Raw genomic sequence first — 23506 nt, 5'->3', positions numbered from 1 at the left:
ATCCGCATTTCGCAAAATTCTTAAAAACCGGTTTAAAAGCAAGCAATACAAGTGCAACTACTTGAGATGCATTAGCTGATCAAGAGTACATTCCCCGCTGCGTATTTTCTCTACAAGATGGAGGTACTTCTCGTCATTGGAATGGCTGTATGCTTCGTCCGTATTCATAATCGGTGCTGTCCCGGAAATACCCATGAAGCTTCGCATTTGATCAGCCTGCCCCTGCATGATGACTACAGGTGACCTTCTCGCTTGCAGTGTCTGTTGGAGAGAACGCATCGCATTTTCACGCTCCAGTGGAGCTGCTCCTGATATTCGCTCCATGTTCTGTCTCGCATGAGTATTCATATGCATACCGCCCTCTTCCCACAAGGGCCAATTAATGGAGAGAGTAAACCCGTGACGTTCTCCCAGCTGAACACGATCATTACGGTATTCGGAATATTCGTCCATAAACGCATTCGCTGCGGCATAATCGGCCTGCCCCACATTGCCATGCACTCCGGCAAGCGAGGAAAACAATACAAAAAAGTCCAGCCTGAAATACTGGCTTGCTTCATCCAAATGAACCGTTCCAGCAACTTTTGGAGCCAGCACCTCCTCGATGTCATCAAGCTCCTTTCGGATCATATAGCTGTCGCGAATTAGGCCTGCATTATGAATAATTCCATGCAATTCGCCGTGGTTTCGTCTGATTTCCAGCATCAGTTCATCTACAGCTTCCCTCTTCGAAACATCTGAACGCCGATAGATGACCTCTGCACCCATCTGTTCCAGCAACGCTATTCGCTGGTGATCTGAATCATCCGGTTCTGAACGCCCCGTAAGGATGAGAACGGGATGTTCCGCCTGCTTGGCGATATGCTCCGCTATGATAGATCCAATTGCTCCCAGACCGCCTGTAATCAGATACACGCCTCGATCTTTCCAAGGCAGCTGCACCAAGGATGAAGGTGAAGTATCGACCTCTTTCCACAATGATGTATATCTTTTATCGTTCTGATAGCGGATATGTGTGTCGCCAGCGCTTTGACTGCTTTCCGTCAGGATCCGCACCACTCGTTCGGTACTCTGAAGATCATCTGCTTCAATGATTTGAACGATGATTTTCGGATTTTCCAATTCAGCTGTTTTCAGCAAGGCAGATAATCCTCCGAATAATTTGTACTGTGCCCGCTTCGCAACCAGCAGTTGAATGAGTACAGCACCTTCCGGTCTAGCTTTGAGCAACTGCTGCACATAACGATATGCTTTCTTAACAGCAAACAAGTAATGCTCATCCATCAAGTCGGAATAGTCAACCCACTCCGCTGGGTCTGGACTAAGGGATACATACTGTACATTCGGAAGCTTGGCAGCCATGATGTGTTCCTGCTCGGTCCAAGGGCCAGATAACATAACGATATGACGACTGTATACCACCTCAGGCACAACGACTGCTTCCTGCTCCTTCCACTCTTTTGCAAACATCAGTGTTTGTGATTCGGTTGGAGATAATGTTTTCCCCATGTGAATCCCTCCCTTTAATGGTTTGCTGGTGAAGCCCTCGAATTGCACACATACATTTCCATCCTCATCACACAAGTCGATGTCCAGCTTTTGCAGCGAATAAGATGACTTATGTCCCTTACTGTAACGAATATAAGCCCACATGTGGGCTGTGCAAGGACGGTGGAAAACGACCCGCTCCAGTGCAAAAGGAAGCAGCGGACTTGGATTTGTTTGCAGTCTGTGATCATCAGGCATCGAACTTGCAAGCAGCAATCCAATGGCGGACTGCAAAGCCGCATCTGCCATGGACGGATGCAGGACGAAATTACGAGCGGAGTCCCTTACCTGAGCAGGCAGTGCGAGCTTGGCCAGCACTGTGTTTTCTCCCGTATAGAGCGTTTCGATCCCTCGCATGGCTGCGCCATAGTGCAGACCCATCTGTTCAAATGCCTGATAGCATTCATCCGCTGTCCACGGTTTGATGCATCTGTTTCGTATTTCTGCCAGATTCAGCCTTAAGTTTTGTGATTCGGATTTCAGCAAAGCCAAACCCTGACTGTGCAGAAGCTGGGCTGACGCATCTTGGGTGTATACTTCATAGTGGATGACTCCCTGCTCTTCCGTGTACAAACACACATGAACGTCGGCAGCCTGAGCGTCGATCACCACGGGTTTGCCCCAGATGATATTCTCCAGAACAATCACCTCAGGCACGGAATCAGCATGTTCAACAGAACGTTTCACAGCCTCGCGAGCCATTTCCAAATAAGCCACTCCCGGAAGTACCCGGTAGGTTCCGACCTGATGATCTGACAGGAAAAATTCATCACCGCTGAACCGTGAGGTAAAACGCTGCTCCGATAACAGGGATGTATTATGGTGAAGCATCGGATGAAGCACAATGGTATTGCGGGAATCTGCCTCGGTGGTATTAGCAACAGGCAGCACCGTTCCTTTGACGTCAGGCAGCCAATATTTTTCCCGCTCAAACGGATAGGTGGGCAGACTCATTTTGTCTGGCGTTATTGCACCATACATTTGCCTCCAGTCCAGCTTCGCGCCATTCACCCATAATTCCAGCAATCGATCCACGTTAACTTGCATCATGGCCAGTCTGACATCCTCAGAAGGAGGTTTGTTCGCTTCTTGCTCCGTGTCTAAAGGCGTATACGAGGTTCGATTAACCCGCCCTCTGTAGATCCCGGGTATGGCTTGTTTTAATTTTCCGGTTTGAATGGTAACCAGTCTATCGATCAGTTCACGTATCGTGCTTGCTGTAAAAGCCAAACGTTCTTCCATTGCCTCTCTGCCGGTTTGAAGTGTATAGGCCAGCTTGTCTAACACCTGATCATCCAATGTTTGGCGGCTAATATATAGTAGAAGTTTCTCCGCCACAGCAACCAGCCTTTCTTCATTTCGGGCAGACAAAACGATCATTACCGGTTGTTCCGACTTACGTTCTGTCCTGCCAGAAGAGCTTTCTATCACAGGAAAAGAAGGTTGAGCAGAAGCAGGAATGTATTCTTCAACGATTACATGAGCATTTGCGCCCCCAGCGCCAAATGAGGATACACCGGCGATGCGCGGTATTTCCCGCATTTGTCCGTCTACCTCTACCATCGGTCTTGACCAATCACTGGCCTGCTGCTGTACGATAAACGGCGTATTTTTGAAGTCAATTTCCCTGTTCAACTCTTCGGCATGCAGGCTGGGTGCGATCTGACCATGTTTCAACTGAAGAATAATCTTGGTAAGTCCGCCAATTCCGGCAGCCGATTCCATATGTCCAACATTGCTTTTCAATGACCCAATGGAACAGTATCCCTTATCCTGCGTATCCTGGCGAAACGCTCGGGCAAGTCCAGCCATTTCAATCGGATCTCCCAGGCTTGTCCCGGTACCATGAGCCTCGATATAGCTGATCCAGCGGGCGTCAATGCCTGCTTTGTTGATCGTCTCCCGAATCAGGTCTCCCTGGGCTGCAGGATTGGGAACCATATACCCATTCGTCTTGCCGCCATGGTTAATGTGGGTTCCACGGATGACCGCATGGATCTGATCGCCATCTTCAACCGCTTTGGACAGTTGTTTCAGGATTACCACCCCGACGCCTTCCCCGGGTACAAAACCATCCGCCTCCTGAGCGAAGCTCTTGCATTTACCGTCAGCTGCCAGCATCTGCTGGGCACATAAGGCAACATAGCTTGAAGGATGCAGGTACAGGTTCACCCCGCCTGCAATCGCTGCCTCACATTCGCCGCGGCGAATGCTCTCACATGCTTCATGGATAGCCGTGAGTGAAGAGGAGCACATCGTATCCACCGGCATACTGGGACCATGGAGGTTCAGCAAATAGGAAACCCGGTTTGCGACCGAACTGAACGAGGTCTGCGGGAACCATTCACTACCTTCATTCCATAGAGGTGGGCCGTAGAGGTTGAAGCCACTTTTGGTAATGCCCGCGAACACCCCCACTTTACCATTGTACTGTCGATCCATCTGTTCCCTTGTATAGCCCGAGTCTTCAAGCGCTTCCCATACAGTTTGCAAAAAGAGCCTTTCCTGCGGGTCCATGTTCATGACCTCTCGGGGAGAGAGCTGGAAGAACAGCGGATCAAAATCGGCGTATCCTTCAATGAAGCCGCCCCATTTACTGTAGCTTTTGCTTTTGCGCGCGGCTTCCTTGCGATCCGGTTCATAGAATCCTTCAAGTGACCAGCGTTCTTCCGGAATTTCCGTGATGCAGTCTTTGCCTGCAATCAGGTTGTCCCAGAATTGCTCCAGATTATCTGCCTGCGGATATTTACCGCTGATGCCAATAATGGCAATCGGTTCATTGGCAGCCAAGTTTTTAGCTGCTGTCATAGGTACAGTCTTTGCGGGAACGAAAACAGGCTCATGCATCGTCCCTTCCACTGCCGAAAAGGTTGGCTTGATATGGGATTCGCGTGTTTGTTCAGGCTCTTTATCAGGCAGATTTGGTAGAGCCGCCGCCAACAGCTCCTGTCTGTGCTGCTTCATAAAATAATGAATTAATGATGCAAGTGTTTTGTGCTCAAAAAACAACGTGGAGTTCACGCCGTCAAAATGTTTGCGCAACTGATTTGTCAGTTGAACAATCAGGATGGAATCGATGCCGTAAGCCTCCATTAGTTCGGACTCATCAATGTGTTCAGGTGACATTCGAATAACCTCTCCGACCAGACGTTTAAAAAATGTCAGGCTGGCCTGCCACATCTGATCGGAATCCAGTTCTGACTTTGACTGTGACAGTTCTTCTGTTTGCATATTGTTCACGTTCATGACCGATATGTCTTCAAAAGGAATTGGCTCATGGTTCGACCTGGCCTCCGCAGGAGGTATAGCCATGGATATATATCCGTCGCTGAAGGCGGTGATGATCTGCTGCCCAAGACTCTCACCTGGTTCGGCTGGCAGCATTGCCTGTCCAAACCCAGTCTCTTGCAGCGTCTTCTGCCATTGCTGCTTGCCAACAACAGGGGAGCCCCCGATACGGATATCATCATCTTCATACAGCCACCAGCCTTCCAGCAAACCAAATGTCAGGTGGCTAAACAGCGAGCTGTGCGTCAATTCATTCAGCAGAAGCAGGCCGTTTAGTTTTAACAGATCATGTACGTGACCCAGGGTGCGTCTGATGTTCCGAGTAGCATGAAGAACATTGGCTGCGATGACCAGATCATAACTCCCTGGATCATAGGATTGTTCGGCAGGAGGTTTTTCGATATCCAGCAGGGTGCAGTTTAGATAAGGGTGATTCTCCCCATAGGTTTTTTCTCCATGGAGCAGGAATGCTTTTGAGATGTCGGTGTATGCATACTCCGCAATAGAGGCGGCAAAGGGTTTGATCCGCTCAAGCACCTTTTCGGTCGTTCCTCCTGTCCCGGCACCGATTTCAAGAATACGCAAGCTGGCTTGTGGATTGGATTCAAGTCGCTCGGCGAGGTACGCTGCGGCGGTATCGGCCAGTGTTTCGTTGAAATAGTCTGCCGCTGAATTATGCTTGTAAATGTTCTGCACCATATCCATCGCTCCGTCGGGGAACATGATATTGGTGGCAGCCAGCTCTCCTCTGACAATCTCCGGCAGGCTGCGTATCATCTGGTCGACTAACTTAACCTGAGGCGCAAAATCCGGGTCCAGCAGCCATTGCTTCATACGCTGCTCCCATACCGACCACATCGAATCAGTAGCAAGAGACTGTTGCGACAAGGTATACTGCTCTATACGCTTTCTGCTTTCCTTCATCCAGCGATCATAGAGGACAATAGGACGGTTTGCCGAATCAGCTGTGATCATCTGCTGCAACTGAATCGACAGCAGCCCAGCCAACAAGGACTCGAATTCGTCGTTAAAGGCGGCCCATTTTGCTAGAATCGGCTTTATGTTGAGCTGTTGTCCAGAAAATCGATTCATGAGCTGGTGGCGCCCTATTTGCTTGGCTTCAGGCGCTACCATAAACATACGATCAGACGCTGTGCCTTCCACTGCCCCTGGCTTGTCCGTCTGAATGAACGCCAGCTGATGCTTGCCCCCTGCCATCAGCAGTTCCAGCGCTCGTAAGGCATCCTCAGGATGTATGGAGCCAATTCCCGACTGATTTAGTCTTTGCTTGAAAGCGGCAGGCACCTGACTGGCGATGCCGGTCTCAGCCCAGTACCCCCAATTCATCACTTTTACAGGGAATTTCCAGGTTTGTGCTGCAGCACTCATGCCGTCGATAAAGGCACATCCGGCGGCATATCCGGCTTGTCCAGCTGGTGTGGTGAATGAGCTCATGGAGGAGAAAAACAGCATAAAATCCAGAGGCTCTTGTCCAAAAATGTTCATCATATTCACACTGGCATCCAGCTTGGAAGACAATACACTGCGGAAATAATCCGGAGTCATCTGAGACAGACTTTGATCCATCAGGCCTACCGCAGCATGCACAACCCCGTGAATGGTTGGCGCCAATGATTTGATCTGGCGGTATGCCTCTTGCAAGCTGTACTTGTCAGCTGCATCCGCAGAAATATACAGCGGTTCGGTTCCCAATTCGCCAAGGCGTCTGCATAGCTCTCCGATCCGTGCATCGACCGCTCTTCGGCCAATCCAGATAAGCCGCGCCTGATAGCGCCGAATCATATATTCACTCCATACTTCCCCAATGCCGCCCGCACCGCCAATAACGACGTAGACGCCATTTTTTGTGAATGCTTCATGCGTGTCACCCGTAGAGCAGACGTTCACAAGTATACTTTCATATCCTTTTCCATTCCGCCAGGCGCGCGTATTCCCATCCCATATCCCTGGAAAATGGCGTTCGGGATGCGCTCCGATGTCATGGACATCATCCACATCCAGATGGCAGACCCTCCAATCCGGCATTTCTTTGGCGAGGGAACCTGCCAGTCCTCTAATTCCGGCGTGCGCAGGATAGATCGTTTCTCCAGCCAATACGCTGCAGGCCTTTTCCGTTATGATGGTCAGATCGAGTCTGCGTGCGTCATAGCCCAGATTTATCAAGACTTTAATGAAGAGAAATATCTGAAACAATCCCTGGTTCTGCTCATTGATCACGTCCACAGCATGCTCCGGCTCCTGAACGATGCTTGAGGGCGGCACAATCCAGATCAGACGGCTGATTACGCCATGGCGCTTTAACTCGAGTTCCAGTTTTGTTTCTGGTGAATCCCCTTCAACCGCAACAGGTTTCAGGTCGGGATACCATTGCTGAATAACGTCCTGCTGCCTCGACGTCCCGCCTAAGATAATCCCCGAACCGCCGAAAGACATGGACATAGGTTGGGTTACATCCGCACTGGTCGATACTTCTCTCCAACTTGGCGCATAAGTCATCGCTCCCGAGAGCGGAATCTGTGTCAGTGTCTGCTTCTCCGAGGTGGCGTAAGCTATTGTTTCATCCGGTATTGGCTCTGCAAATGTATTGGACTCTTTCTGAATAACGCCGGATGGTTCCCCAGGGTACGGTCTGTGCAAAATCGTCAGTCCTCTAAGTTGCAGGACTATTCTTCCCTGGTCGTCACACAGATCGATCTGCACTTTGCTAGCCGTTCCGGAAGAATCCTGTTTCGGCAAAAGACGCACCCATGCCCAGACGGAATCCGGACAGTCTCGATAGATTACAGCCTGATCCAAGGAAAACGGGGTAACCCCCCCTTCCTTGAATTGCGGCAATCCGATGCATGCCTGTATAGCTGAATCCACCAGAGCCGGATGCAGACCGTACTCCTCAGCCGTAGATTCAAGAGACTGCGGTAGTTTTAACTGTGCCATGACTTGTCCCTCTCCAATATGAAGACGCTGAATCCCTTGATGACCCGGTCCATAATACAGGCCGGACTGCTCAAAGAAACGGTAACATTCAGCAGCCGTCATCGTTTGTTTCCCGCATTGCAACAGCAAGGATTCCAGATCGATCGTTGGATAGGATAAGGCTTCACGAGTGGACGTCGAAATCGTTCCTATATGATGTACATTCCGTTTGGTTGGTTCGGATCTTACGGATCTCGGATTGTTTTCCCCGCTGGTTATTTCGTAACGGATTTCACCAGTGTCCAGCGGAGTCAATCCTAATTGCACCTGGAGCATGCCCGGTGGAACTGAACGTAGTTCCATCCCGAGCGGCACAGTCCAGTAGATGTCGCGAAGAACAACAACCCGGTCCTGCCGGGATGTATCTGTCGGAATAACCTGTTCCAGCGCTGCCCTGCCCATTTCAAGGTAGGCGGCCCCTGGCATGATTTTACGATTGTGAATGACATGATCGTTCAGAAAAAATTCCTGTCCGCTCCATTCTGAACTGAAACGAATCCCTTGCAGATCCGATGTATTTCGCTGGAGAAGCGGGTGAAGATAAGATGTCGGTACAGGTTGTCCCGACTTTTGCTCCTTCTGTTCAGGCACCCAATAACGTTCTGTGGCAAACGGATAAGCGGGCAGGCTGATTCGCTGGGGCGTCCTTCCCGTGTAACCTTCAGACCACGGAATCTCAAGCCCCTTCACCCAAAGATCCAGCAGCTGTCCATACTTGCGTTTGCGGACCCAGCTTTTTACCGTTTCCTGCATATCTGCATCCTCTGCCAGTGCAGCGATGGAGGCTCTGTGGGACTTAATTTTGCCTCGATAGATGTTATCAGCCTTCTCGGGATCATAAATATAAGCGCCCAGCCGGTCTTCTATTTCAGCAATGGAATTTGCCACCAAAGCTAGTCGCGCTTCCATCGCCGCACGCCCCGTCTGGAGGGTGTATGCGATCTGAGGCAGATGACGATCCTCATATCGTCCCGATTGCAGCGCCACCAGCAATTGCCGAGCCTGTTCCTGAAGTCTCTCTTCGGTTTTGGCTGACAGTACGATGCATGCCGAAGCAGCTTTGTTCATGGAGTCCCCGTGAGCTGGATGAAGGGTCCTATCCGAATCGGCTGCCGATTCAGCCGGAATATACTCTTCAAGCAGCACATGTGCATTTACGCCTCCGAAGCCGAAGGAACTGACTCCTGCACGTCTTGGCAGCGTTCTTCCGGCAGAGTCATGGAGCGCTGCCCATGCTTTATTTTCATCGACGATGTAAAAAGGACTTCCTTCCAATTGAATGTAAGGGTTAGGTCTCTCATAATGAACTGTTTTCACAAGCGTTTTGTATTTCATTTGCAGCAGTACCTTAATGACCCCGGCAATGCCCGCAGCAAGCTCCAGATGTCCAATGTTGGTTTTGATGGAGCCCAGTCCGCAGGAAACTGAGGTTGTCAGATTGGGTTCCGCAGTTGCAAGAGTTTCCTGGAACGCGATCTTCAAGCCATTAATCTCAATAGGATCACCAAGTGGCGTGCCTGTTCCGTGAGCCTCGATGTATCCTATGGTAGATGGGTGCACACCAGCCTTTGAATATACGGATTTAATCAGGTCGGCCTGTGCTCGTGGATTCGGTGCAGTGAGTGATGCGGCCCGTCCACCATGATTTTCATCCGTAGCACGAATCAGGCCATATATGTGATCACCTGCTTGCTCAGCGGCCCGTAACCCTTTCAAAAATATCATGCCAACGCCTTCTCCGCGTACATATCCGTTAACCTCATCGGAGAACGTTTTACAACGTCCATCTGGACTCAGCATACCCGCTTTATTAAAACTGATATGATAGTCCGGGTCCAAAATAGTATTAACTCCACCCACTATAGCAGTGTCACAGTCTCCATTTCTTATCGCCTGAACAGCCCTGTGAAGGGCCACCAGCGAACTGGAGCATGCCGTCTCCACGGGTTCACTTGGACCGTGTACATTCAGGAAAAAGCTCATCCGGTTAGGACCTACGGAAGCCACATGGCCTGTGGAAGTATATCCTTCGATAACGGTATCCGCCTGTGCCAACAGCCGATGATACCCGCTGCTCGCAGTGCCAACAAAGATACCCATTTTTGAACCGGACAAGCTTGGTGGTGCATAGCCCGCATCTTCAATAGCTTTCCAGGCATACATCATCAAAAGCCGCTGCTGCGGGTCCATCAGTTCCGCTTCACGTGGGGAAATGCCAAAGAAACCAGGATCAAATTCGGCGACACCCTCCATAAATCCGCCCCATTTGATGTTGGTTTTGTTGTGAGCCTGATCAGGGTCTCCGTAATAGGCTCTCCAGTCCCACCGATCCGGTGGAATCTCTGAGATGCAATCCCGTCCCTGAAGCAGGTTATTCCATAGTGCATCAATGTCCTTCGCCATCGGAAAACGACCGCTCATGCCAATAATGGCGATGGGTTCTGGTTCTGGTGCCTTATGATGTTGATGATCGGATTCAGGCAGGCTGGGTTGTCTATGGAGTTCGGAAGATGATATTGAACCTCCCTTTTGTCCTTTCTGCTCAGAGGAATCTTCCGTTTGCTTCTCCTGTGGTGAGTCAGTAACATGCAGTCCCTCGGTGTCCATGTGCTTCTCAGGCAAAAGTGTATCCCACTGTTTCGGATAGGCTCCGATAAGATGTCCTGTTAAAGACCTTAAGGTCGAGTGTTCAAAGAAAACAGTAGGTGTGAGTTTAAGCTTAAAGTGCTCATTGAGAATACCGGCGAAATCGGTAAACGAAATGGAATCGAACCCATATTCGCCAAATTCCACATCTGGAAAGATGTCGGTCCGGTTGACCTGCAACAAGTTAGACATATGATCCGTTAAAGCGTCTTGGACTCTGGAAACGAGCAGCCGTTTTCGCTCACCCTCTGTTGGCCATGTTCGTTTTTGCGACTCAGGGATGTCGCTTGGGACGGCAACAGACGTCATGGATTGTGAAGGAGCTGTTGACACGTTCCATATCGACGGCTGATCCACCAAATCTGCGGAATCAGACATTACACCTGACAGAAATACGTCGGGTTCACCGTAAAAAGCCAGCACTTGGGATGAATCGCTGTTCATGGCCATATGCAGCAGTTTGATTCCGATACGGGTATCCATAGGGTGCATTCCCCATTGGCGTCGAATTTTCTGTTCTGCTGCTGCCCCTGGTTGCATGCGTCCTTCTCTCCAGAGCGGCCAGTTGATTGCGAGCGTTGTGCCGTTACGCTGTCCGTTCCGAACCAGCCTATCTCGGTATGTGGCGTAGGCATCCATAAAAGCATTCGCACAGGCGTAATCCGCTTGACCCCAATTGCCTGTCACAGCAGCCAATGAAGAGAACAGAACAAAAAAATCGAGCGCCATGTGGGCGGTCGATTCATCGATCCATATCGTGCCGTCCACTTTGGGAGCCAAGACGGATCGCAGTTCTTCTGAATCTTTGTGCCGTAAGGCACGATCTTTCACGACACCTGCCGCATGAATAATGCCGTTCAGCTCACCGTAATCAGACTGAATTTCCTGTACCAGTCTCTGAACTGCTTCACGGGAAGTGATGTCCGCTTTCCTGTAAAGTACGTGATTTCCGTTCAATTGAAGCTGTTGAAGATGGGCCTGCTGCTCTGGGTTTGGATTCGAGCGGCCGTTTAACAGAATCGTGGCATTCCTGACCTGACTGACAAGTGTATGTGTCAATGCTAATCCAAGTCCGCCGATGCCTCCGGTTATCAGATATACCCCGCCGTCTTTCCAAGATAATGAATTGCCAGCGGAGTGAGCAGACAGCTCCTGCCAGACCCTTGTCTGTCTGATTCCGGAAGCCGGATAGCGGGCAATTACGTTTTCTGAATGACGGCTCTCTGAAGCCACTTTATCAATCAGTTCACCTGTTTGTATGGAGGAGTGCAGCTGAATGAGCTGGCATGTTAACTGTCGATGCTCTCTTGAAGCCGTCAATAACATCCCGGCAAGACCGCTCAGCAGACCGCCCTGCGCCTCTTCCTCGAAAGGAATAACGAGCTGAATAAGTGTACTTCCGGTTTCCTTGTTCACCATTTGCTTAATTTCTTCGAGCAGGTGTGCAGCTGATTCAGTAAAAAAGCTTGCAAGCGGGTGCAGCAATGCATTGTCTTGCTCAAATCGCTCTGTGGATGCAAATATGTCCGTTGCCAGTCGCACGCAGCGGGCGTGAGGGAACGATTCACGCAATGAAGATAGCTGCCCTGTAAAATGATCCGAAATCAAGATCAGATGACTGTTGTACTCAGCGGCTGAATGCTCGGAAGAGATCTCAAGCGGCTTCCATTCCGGCGTCATTAGAATCGGCCTCACGTTTTCTTCCTTCTGTGTATCGAAATCTTTCTCCAGAACACGCGGCGTAAATCCGGTCATGCGTATACGTACCACTCCGTGCATGTCACACAGATCTACATCCAGCTTGTGAATTTTGCTGTCCTGGCTGTTTCCTGAACTGTACGTGGCAACCGCCCACATCTCTGCGGTGCAGGGGCCCAGAATATCCAACTGCTCCAGCGCAAACGGCAGTGCAGGCCTGCCGGAGGCAGCCTGGTCCGTCACAATGCCGAGCAGATATCCGATGGTGACCTGAAGTGCCGAGTCCATCAAGCTGGGGTGAAGAGTATATTCTTCACCCGAAGAGGTCAGGGATTGCGGGAGTGACAAGTGTGCTATGACACGATCCTGTCCAACATATACGGACTGTATCCCGCGTAAGCCCGGCCCAAGAACAATGCCCGTTTGAGCGGAGGCAGCGTAGAATGCTTCGCCATGAACCGGGCTAGGAGTGCAAGCCGCAAGTTCGGTTTGAATATCCCGCTTCACTTGTACCGGAAACTTGGCGAGCATAACTTGGCCTTGACTGTATACCTGTTTATGTTGATCGCTTTCCTTTCCCTGCTCCTGAACAATTTCAAAGTGCATCGTTTCCTCTTCCTCTGTCTGCTCAACAGGACGAAAACGGATGGCAAATGACGCTGATGTTTCATCCAGAATCAACGGGGCAGACCAGATTACGTTTCTCAAGCGAATCATCCTCGAATCCGAGAAATCACCCCATGCCGCATCTGCTGCAAAGCACACCCACTCCAAATGAGCTACACCCGGAAGCACCTTCATCCCCTTCACCAAGTGATCCTTGAAAAAGAATTCCTGACCGCTGAAAGCGGAAGAATATTGCAAATGCTTTACGCTGGATGTGTTCCTGTGAACCAGTGGATGCAGCACTGTTCCAAAAGCATGATTGGCACTCAACGGCTGTTTAACCCGCTGAGTGTCTTCACGTCCCGGTACCCAGTAGTCGTCCCCTGCAAAGGGGTAAGTCGGGAGCGGGATACGCCTTGCAGAGATTGGAAACAGCTTGTCGAACGAAAGATCATAGCCCTGGACATACATTTCGCAGAGGGCTGACAAATGCTCCAGATAAACAGAGGAATCCTCCGTTTCCCTGCACTGCCTTATACATTCGGCGGCGTATCGCTTCAACGAGGCGTTGCCGCGTTGTTCGTTTCGATTAACGAACCCGCTGGTTACTGAATTGCTCTCCCCTTTTGCAAGCCACTCAGTCAACTGATCAGCGAGCTGTTCTCCGTTGCGGGCAATGCAGATCAACCGATGGGCCAAATGAGATCTGCCTGTAAGTAAGGTATAACTCATGTGCAGACTTCCCGCCGCGGAGTTTTCTTTTGCATAGGACACAAGCTGCTCAGCTTGTTGACGTAGTTGATCCGCAGTACGTGCTGACAGTGCAATCAGATATCCGGGCCGCATGTCGGAATGGGCAGCAGGACGCGGGGGTGCCTCTTCAATGACCATATGGGCATTGGTTCCGCTGAATCCAAATGAACTGATCGCGGCCCTTCTCCTCTGGCCTTTTTCGGTGTCCCATGGCTTGGTCTCCGTATTAACATAAAAAGGGCTGTCACCGAACGCAATGTTGGGATTGGCCTTTTCCATATGCAGTGAAGCTGGAATGCGCTTGTGACGCAAGGCAAGCAAAACCTTGATCAATCCGGCAATCCCCGCAGCGGTCGCCAGATGCCCGATGTTGGTTTTGATGGAGCCCAGTGCACAGTACTGCTTCTGATCCGTATACGACGAAAATGCGTTAGTAAGAGCCTGGAACTCGATCGGGTCCCCGAGCCGGGTTCCGGTTCCATGCGCCTCTACCAGCTGAATGCTGGTCGGATCGATACCGAAGCGATCATAGACCTGTTTCTCCAGAGCGGTCTGTGATTTGGCACTTGGTGCAGTAATTCCGTTGGTCGTACCATCCTGATTGATGCCTGTTCCGCGAATTACGCCATGTATGTGATCTCCATCACGTACAGCATCACTGAGCCGTTTCAGCAGAACCGCTCCAGCTCCTTCTCCTGGCACAAAACCGTCTGCCCGTTCATCAAACGTATGACATCGCCCGGTGGTTGAAAGCATGCCCGCACGGTTGGCATCCATATAGAATTGGGGGGTCGATTGAATAAACACGCCGCCCGCAAGCGCCATTTCCGTTTCCCTCGCCCACAGCGACTGACATGCCAGATGAATTGCCACCAACGAGCTGGAGCAGGCGGTATCTACCGCAATGGCAGGACCTTTCAAATCGAGATAATAGGCGATTCTGGCCGGAATGATGGACCCGGCTTTCCCCCAGAACGACTGAGCCGGAGGCTGTTCACCCATCAGCTGTCCATAATCCATTTCCGTACAGCCAACGTATACGCCGCATTTACGGCCCTGCATCGAGTCGCCTGCATAACCGGCGTCCTCGAACGTTTTCCAGGCTTCCTCCAGAAAAATCCGTTGCTGAGGGTCCATGTAGGCCGCCTCTTGCCCGGAAATGTTAAAAAAGAGTGGATCAAACGCATGAATGTTGTCCAAAAAGCTGCCCTGGTCGCAAAAGGGAACATCCGCCCCATAATGCTTGGCAAGATTCCAGCGCTGCTCGCGCTTTATCAGGTCATCTCCCTTTTCGAGATGCGCCCACAATTCCGCTACGTCGCGTGAACCCGCAAATCGGCCGCTCATGCCAATGATCGCCACCGGCTCAACCGTTGTCAGCTCTTCGCTTTTGTTTCCCAATCCGTCATTTTCAATCTGGACTCGGGTGGAGACACCAAGAGCAGCAGCCGCAGGCTGATAGCGCATATATTCCGGCACGGTAATGACAATTTTACCGATGTTTTTTCGTTGATCCATGCAGCGGTAGGCTTCCTGTAATTTGTCCATCGGGAATGTCTGACCGATCAGGGGACGGATGACCCCTTCTTCTACCCACTGCATCATCTCTTTCCTGTATTCCGCGAGCACTTCGGGCTGTTCCATGCCCAGCTTGCGCAGATCCAGACTGTAGAAGCTCTGGTTGTGATTGAGTCCAGACAGGTTGACGGCATGGGCGCTTTTGAGAGCTGTCATCGCGATTTCGATGTATCTTCCATTCCGCGCAAGGCAGTTTAGTCCTTTTTGCAGCGCCTCGCCTGGCAGGGTATTTAGAATGACGTGGACCCCTTCTCCGTTCGTGAGCCGTTGTACTTCCTGTTCAAAGTCCGTAGTGGCATAGTTGATTACATAGCTGACGCCCATTTCCTGCAAATAATCCAGCTTGTGCTGCATGCTGGCCGTGGCGAAAATTTCTGCACCAAGATGGCGGGCAAGCTGAATGGCTGCAAGTCCGACACCTCCGGTTGCCGTTTGAATCAGAACCCGTTCGCCGGGTTGAATATTGGCTTTGCGGAAGGCGGCAATGACGGTCATGGCTACGACGGGCAGCGAGCAAGCTTCCTCATGAGTAAGCCGATCAGGTTTGGCAAACACTTGCTCCGCTTTACACGTAATGGCGGTGGCATGCGCTCCGAGAGAGGCATTTGCATAGAAGACTACCTCATCGCCGGTGTTTACCGTTGTAACGGAGGAACCTGTTTCGACTACAATACCGGCTGCCTCAAAGCCTGGTGTAAAAGGATACGGCGGCATGGTTGGATACAGTCCGCGAATACAGAGCAAATCCCCAAAGTTCAGGGAAAACGCTCTGACCGAAATGCGTACTTCGTCAGGCTGCAGCTCCTGCACAAGGGTCTGATGAAGCTGAAGATCAGTGATCTCCGACGGACTGCCAATATGTGTGTGATAAAAATAAGAACCCGAGGTCTTGTCATTCATTCGGGTATTGGGTGCTTCCACGTTGCTGCTGTCCACAAAGGGAGTCGATGCATAATTGGCAGATTCGGAAGGCAGCGATGTGCTTGGAAAAATGGTTATCGTTTTATCTGATGCCATTGCAGCTGCCGGTTCTGGCTCCCGAGCCTGACTCTGCAAGAGCAGCGATTCAATCGTTTTCCCGTATTGCTGCAAAATGTGTTCTGCCAGACGATCCACATTGTTATAGTCGAACAGCACGGTCGTTTGCAAGGTCAGTTTGCACTTCTGATTAAGCACGTTGACCAGATGGACGGCAATAATGGAATCGACGCCATAGTCCGAGAAACTGCGATTGTTCTGGATTCTGGACTGCTCCATCTTGAGATCCTCCGCGATGCTTTCACGGATCGCTTTTTTCACATATTGTTCAGTCATCTCCCTGGTGATGATCCCATGATCCGGAGCGGGCTGCTCCTGTTCATTGAACGATCCGTTCTGTTGTACGATATCGGCAGGACGACTGGGCTGAAAAACGTTCTTAATAACAGGTGCAGAACCGTTAGCCCGAATGACGATACCGTCACTTTTGGCGGCAATGATGTGCTGTCCATAGCGGTCTGCTTGTGCTGACGGGTAATGAACGGAATGATAGCCTTCCCGCTGAAGCATCTTTTTCCAGTTTGCGGCCGACAAGGCTGGACACCCCGGGATGCGGACATTTTCATCCGTGTACTGCCACCAACCCTCCAGCAGTCCAAAGGTCAGGTGATTTATTACGGTTTTGCGCGTAATCTCGTTTAACAGCAAGTGTCCATCCTTTTTGAGTGATGCCTTGATCATGCGAAGTGTGTCTCGAATATTCGTGGTGGTATGCAGTACGTTGCTCGCAATAATGAGATCGTACCTACCCGGTTCAATGCCTTGCTCGGCAAAAGGAATTTTCAAATCGGCAATTCTGTATGTCAAATAGGGTACTGAGGGGCTATACTGCTGCTCAGCATGCATGAGAAAGGCACGGGATATATCGGAATAACAATATTCCTGTATCTTGTGTGCGACGGGTTTTAACTTTTCAAATACGACTTCGCTTGTGCCTCCCGTACCGGCGCCGATTTCCAGAATATTCACTTTCCTGTGTCCTGTGATCTCGGACGTCAATTCATTGATTACGCTCAGCGCCTGTTCCGCAAGAATTCCGTTGAAATAATCCGCAATGGCATGATGTTTATAAATACCTTCAACCATATGCATCGACGAGTCGGGAAACATCACTTCGGTAGCGGCCCTATGTCCTTTGAGAATGTCCGGAAGAGCACGAATCATCGAATCGGCCAATCTCGCATAAGCGCGCACATCGGGATGTGAGATCCAGCCCGGAAGTCTGCTCTCCCATGCCTCCCAGGATAACCGCGTCCAGGTCGCAATCTCTTCTAATTGGAGGCTTTCAACCGGACCAGGCAACTCCTGGGCATATTCGGCAAGCATCAGGCGACTTTCATTCAGCCATTTCTGATAGAATGGGCGGACTGTTTTTTCAAACACAAAATGTTCATCCATACATCCCGCATTGTGCAGCTGCCCCCATAATAACCGAATAAGAAGCCGTTCGATGCTGCTCATCTGCTCCTGAACCGAATCCATATGTTCTGTAATGATCATCTACTACACTCCCTTTGCATATCGGTCAATGTGCACTTGGTCTAACAATATACCGTTAACATTTGATTTTCATTTAGTACAAGCATTTCGGGTTTGCGGGTCATCTTGAGTATGACGGCCTGTTGCAGGGAACCTGACATCAGCCACTCCAGAATGGGATGGGCTTCCTCAGCTTCGATGGAACCAATGCCTTTCTGATGCATGCTTTGCCTTACCTGCTCCGATACGACCGAACCAACACTGCCCCAATATCCCCAGTTGACCACTTTGATCCGTCCAGGCCATTTCCTGTTCATCTGCGAGGCCAGGGCATCGGCATAACAGCAGGCAGCTACATAGTTGCCCTGACCCGGCAGTTTCATAAAGGAGTTCAGCGAAGAGAAAAACAAGACAAAATCGGGTTGCTTCCGAAGTCGACTCATCAATGCATTCACTTGTTCACTAATTTGAACTTTGGCTGACAGCACGTTGTTGAAAATCTCTTCATCCATACGCGCCAGACTTCTGTCTGACAACACTAGTGCAGAGTGAATTATTCCATTCACCTGTCCAAACCGCTTTATGACAGACTCATAAGCCTGTTCCAGGTAACCGGGGAGCGAAGCGTCTGCCTGGATATAAAGAGGTTCCGGCCCTAACTGCCCCAACTGTTCGATTTTATGGCGAATCTCGGGACTAATAGGTCTTCTTCCCAGCCAGATCACTTGTGCGCTGTAAGTCGAAATCATATAGCGTGTCCAGACTTCGCCAATTCCTCCGGCTCCGCCAATAACCAAATAGACCCCTCCCTGCCGATAAGCGGCTAGTGGAACGGAATCGTATTCTACAGGCACCAATTCCTGGTGGTACCATTCCTGATCCCTCCACATATATGCATTTCCGTGGGGGGCCGGGATCATATCTGCAATAGCATCCATTGGGAGAATTTCGCCGTTTTTCAGATCAATGACGCGAATGGCCCAATGGGCATACTCCTTAGCAAGTGACCCCGTCAATCCATGAATAGCTGCCTGATCCGGGTCGATGGTATCATCGAAGGCAAGTGCTTGCGCATTCGTTGTAACGACTGTGAGGTGAAGATTTTTGGAGCCGTATCCCATGTGCAGAAGACTTTTGACAAACCTGAAAAAACGAGTAAGTTCGGGTACGAAGCTTTCTTGCTCTTCCCGGTTTGTTTCTGTCAAGCGATTCTCGGATGTACCGGGGCGACAATACCAGATCATATGATCGCAATCTCCCTCGGCAGCAAGCATATCCACCATCTGTGCCACAGATGCCTGTCTCGGAAAGACAATCTGCCGAGAAGCATCCCTTCTCGGGAAACGGATGTTCATATCGGCATTCTCGCAGAGAATTAGAAGTCTTTCCGCTGAAGACACCTCAGTGCCGGAAACGTCTTCACTTGATGATTGCTGCTCTAATGGGAATGGGGTCCACACCGTTGTAAGAACGGCCAGTTTAGCATTATTTTCGGTTGTTTCCTCTCCGGTCCAATCCTGCTGGGATTGGGGCGCGGCAGCCCACTTCCGTAATGCCAAACCTTCAAACTTTGCGCAAAGCAATCCATCCTCACTATAGAGCGTGAGGTCATAACGAGGCATGGAATTCCCAGGACCACTGCCCGCGGTATAACGGACTTCTACCCACATCACAGAAGAACATCTCCCGTAAATCTCCGCTTGTTGCAGTGCATAGGGCAGCCAGGGCTCAGGTGAAAGACCTTCTTCCTTATTCAAATCCATAGCAAGTGCAAGACACGCCTGAAAAGCCGAATCCAGCATGGATGGGTGGAGTCCGTATTCCTCCAGACTTTCTGTACCCGACACTGGCATGGCTAGTCGTGCCATAACGCTGTGCTGTCCTGTATACAAATGTGAGATGCAGCGGTGAGTGCTTCCATAAACCAGTCCTGTTTGAGAGAAAGATTGATAACCTCTCTCAGGTGAAACGAGCTTGTTGCCATGAAGCTTATGCCAATCAGCAGGTTGGAATACAGGCGTGTCCCCTGTGGAGCGAATCAGGGAAACGAATCCTTGACTGCATAATACGGATCGAGCCTCAGCCTTCGTATTGCTTGTAATTTCAAATCGGTACCCCTGTTGGTGTCGCTCGGCCTGCAATTCAAGATGTACAGACAACGGCTGATCCTCTACAGATGCGGGATGCAACCATACCAGATCATGCAGACGAATATGATCGTTGCCGTTTTGCTGTCTGTTATGTTCTTCGGGCGGCAGGGAATGCCGTAGAGCTGCTGCAGCCATCTCCAGATGGGCCGCTCCGGGTAAAATGCTCACCCCTCTTACTTGATGATCACGCAAAAATGATTCGTTTCCGGTAAAACGTGAACTAAACCGCTGGCTGCCCAAATAACTGGTGTTTTTATGCAGCAGCGGATGCAGCCAACCTGTCTGGCTGGGCGCTATGGCGTTCGCGGTTTCAATGCTTTCATTTCCCGATGATGAGGATAAAGAAGGGATCATGTAGTGCTCTTCCGCAAAAGGGTATCCCGGCAGGCTGATTCGCTGTGGTTTAACCGTTCCATACCACTGCTGCCAATCCAGCTTCATTCCCCGAACCCATTGCTCCAGAAGCCGAACCGTTTTTCGTTTGCGCATCCAGCTGGCTGCCAGTTCCTGCATATCGTCATCGTCTACAAGCCGATTGTTATTCCGTTCAATATCGATCTCTCCGGTAAATATCTGTTCATGTGCAGTTTCCCCGGTGATATACGCTTGCAATTTGCCAAGCATCTCCTTGATGGTATGCACCGCGAAAGCGCATCTGCATTCCATCTCTTCTCTTCCGGTTTGCAGCGTGTAGGCGATCCTGGCAAGATGTATGTCCGTATAAGCATTATCTCGAACGGCCTGCGCAAGCTGTCTCACCTTTATTATGAGGCGATCTTCGCTTTTGGCGGATAGTACAATCATTACTGGTGTATTGAAATCTCCTACCGCCGCCGATTCGTGGTCCATGTGGTTGTTCGCCCTGTATTCTTCAAGGATGACATGGGCATTGGCACCGCCTGCCCCGAATGAGGAGATACCCGCAATCCGCGGATATTCGCGCATGCCTTCAGGTGTATCCAGTACGGGGCGAATCCATGGAGCCATGTGCTGCTGAACGTGAAATGGTGTTTGACTGAACCGGATATTCGGGTTACTGCTCTCTGCATGCAGTGAAGGCACCAGGCAGCCGTGACGCATTTGCAGCAATATTTTGCTGACTCCGGCGATGCCCGCCGCACTCTCGGCATGGCCGATGTTGGACTTCACCGAGCCGATTGCACAAAATTGTTTATCCGCTGTATGTTTCTCAAATGCCCTGCGCAAGCCTTCGATTTCAATCGGGTCACCCAGTGCAGTGCCCGTGCCATGTGCCTCAATATAACTGATAGTCCGGGCATCTACGCCAGATCGTGAGATGGCTTCGCTGATCACCTTTGCCTGCTGGCCAGGATGGGGCACGGTGTACCCTTTTGTTCTACCCGCTGCATTAATCATGCTTCCTTTAACGATGCCGTAAATAAAATCCCCGTCGGCCTCCGCCAGATGAAGCGGCTTGAGCAGTAATGCACCAACACCCTCTCCGTCTACAAAACCATTGGCTCCCTCTCCAAAAGGACTGCACTCGTTGTCTGGAGTCAGCATGGTTTTTTCGGATAACCTGACATAATGAACCGGGTCAACGATCAGATTCACACCGCCTGCGATGGCTAGGTCACAGGTGCCGTTGCGCAGGCTTTCCATTGCCAGGTGAATGGCCGTCAAGGAGGAAGAGCATGCCGTATCCACGGCCAGACTTGGCCCCGTGAAATTAAACGTGTAGGATACCCGATTGGCTATGGACCAAAAGGAAGCTCCCGTAGGATAGTTGCCATTCATTACACCTGCGTACACACCCACTGTACCTGCATCGGCAAGAGCCTGAGGCGTATAGCCTGCATCTTCGATGGCAACATAGACCGTTTGCAGGAACTGTCGCTCCTGAGGGTCCATTTGTTCGGCCTCTTTAGGAGAAATGTGGAAGAGCAACGGGTCAAAGTGATAGATACCACGAATAAATCCTCCCCACCTGCTGTAAGACGTTCCTTTTTGTCCTTTCTCCGAATGATAGTGGGTTCTCCAATCCCAACGTTGTGAAGGTATTTCAGTAATGCAATTTTTACCCTGCATCAGGTTGTTCCAAAATTCTGCCATGTCATCAGCCTGAGCGTAACGCCCGGCAAGCCCGATGATGGCTACTTCACTTGTTGCCTCAGGTAGTCGTTGCTGCTTGTAACGATCAGTAAGGAGGTGAGTGGTAGCTTCTGCCGAAAATTCACCCATATTCAGTCCAAGCTCTGTTATCGATTCCTGTTGTATTTTCGTTAACCCAAGCATCGAGATCAGTTCAAACTTGCGCTTTTCCATAAAATGGTTGACCAGTGCGTCAAGGGTTGTATATTCAAAAAAGAGCACGCTGCTCACATGCTCTCCCATTTCCTTATTTAGCTGCTCAGTCAACTGAATGATGAGAATTGAATCCAGCCCATACATTTCTAGAGCTTCCGCGGGATCGATCTGCTCTGGTTCTACATCCAGAATGTCACCGATCATCTTTTGTAAATACATCATGCATGCTTGTTTTAATTCCTTGTCATCTACAGCGGGGGCTTTCGGGCTTAACGTGTTTAAGGCTGGCTCTAGTTCTTGAACTGTAATCGTCTCTTGTGGGTGTAAAAGCTCTTCCTTTTCGGCTGTGAGCAGCATCTGAGTCGCTGATGAAAAGGTTTGTTTCTGCCGGACCATTCCGTCACTTGCTGCGCTTATAATTTGCTGGCCCAGTTCTATGGAGGTAGATGCCGGGAATTCTATGTCAAAATAACCCTCCAGCTCCAGTACCGCTTTCCACTGATCAGGGTGCAGCAACGGAGTGACGGGAATACGCACCATTTCGTCTTCGAACAGCCACCACCCGCTTAGCAAGCCAAACGTGACATGGTTAAACAGGGAATCCTCAATAATTTCGTTGATGAGCAGTTTACCTTTCAAGGTCAACAATGCTTTGGCATTGCGCAAAGTGTGGCGGATCTGACGTGTGGCGTGCAGCACATTGGTAGCCACAACCAGGTCATATCGTCCCGCTTCAATTCCCTGAGAATGCAAGGGCTCTTCAATATTGAGCAGGCTGTACGTCAGGTAGGGAACATACGGCCCATATTGTTTTCTTGCATGCTGCAGAAAAGATTTGGAGACGTCCGTGTAACAGTATTCCTGAATAAATTCACGGTAGGGCTCGAACTTTTGAAACAGCATGGAGCTTGTTCCTCCAGTTCCGGCGCCGATTTCAAGAATACGGATCTTGCGATTGCCATGCCCGGAGAAGTCCCTGATCAACTGGGTGGCCTCATCTGCAAGCAGTGCATTGAAATAATCTGCAATTGAATTTTGCTTGTATATTCCCTCCACTCTGGACATGGAGCCACCCGGAAACATGATCTCTGTTGCGGACTGTTTGCCCGTAACAATGTCGGGCAGCGCCCGGATCATCACGTCAGCGAGTTCTACCCTTGCTCTCATTTCCGGCTGCGTAATCCAGCGTTTCTTGTGCTCTTCCCAATCAGACCAAATGTTACTTCGTTCAAATTCACCGAGTTCCGGTTTACGCTGAAGAATGCGAAGGGTGTGCTCCATCCATCGTTGGTATGCAGGAAGCACACCAGGATAAGAAGTGCGGTGCGAAGCTCCTGCCATCGTTCTAACATCTCCAAGCTGTTCCATCTGAACAATCAACACATGCATCAGCTTCTGGTTTAATGAATTCCACAGCTTGTGCTGTAAGGATAGCTGCTCGTTATCTTGCATGATTTCGC

Annotated in this window: 2 protein-coding genes; both read right to left on the bottom strand. The window is 50.4% G+C overall.

Annotated elements, in window-relative coordinates; genetic code table 11:
• Window positions 1–57: 57 nt before the first annotated feature.
• The gene (locus ABTV53_RS14940) at window positions 58–17649 is read right to left on the bottom strand and encodes an SDR family NAD(P)-dependent oxidoreductase (protein WP_433743589.1); all 17592 of its coding nucleotides are present in this window, start codon (window positions 17647–17649) and stop codon (window positions 58–60) included.
• Window positions 17650–17690: 41 nt separating this feature from the next.
• Window positions 17691–23498: an SDR family NAD(P)-dependent oxidoreductase gene (locus ABTV53_RS14935; protein WP_433743587.1), complete on the bottom strand. Its 5808-nt coding sequence runs from the start codon at window positions 23496–23498 to the stop codon at window positions 17691–17693.
• Window positions 23499–23506 lie beyond the last annotated feature (8 nt).

Source organism: Paenibacillus amylolyticus, from assembly GCF_050990605.1.
Lineage (GTDB): Bacteria > Bacillota > Bacilli > Paenibacillales > Paenibacillaceae > Paenibacillus > Paenibacillus amylolyticus_H.
This window is presented reverse-complemented; position numbering and strand designations above follow the sequence as displayed.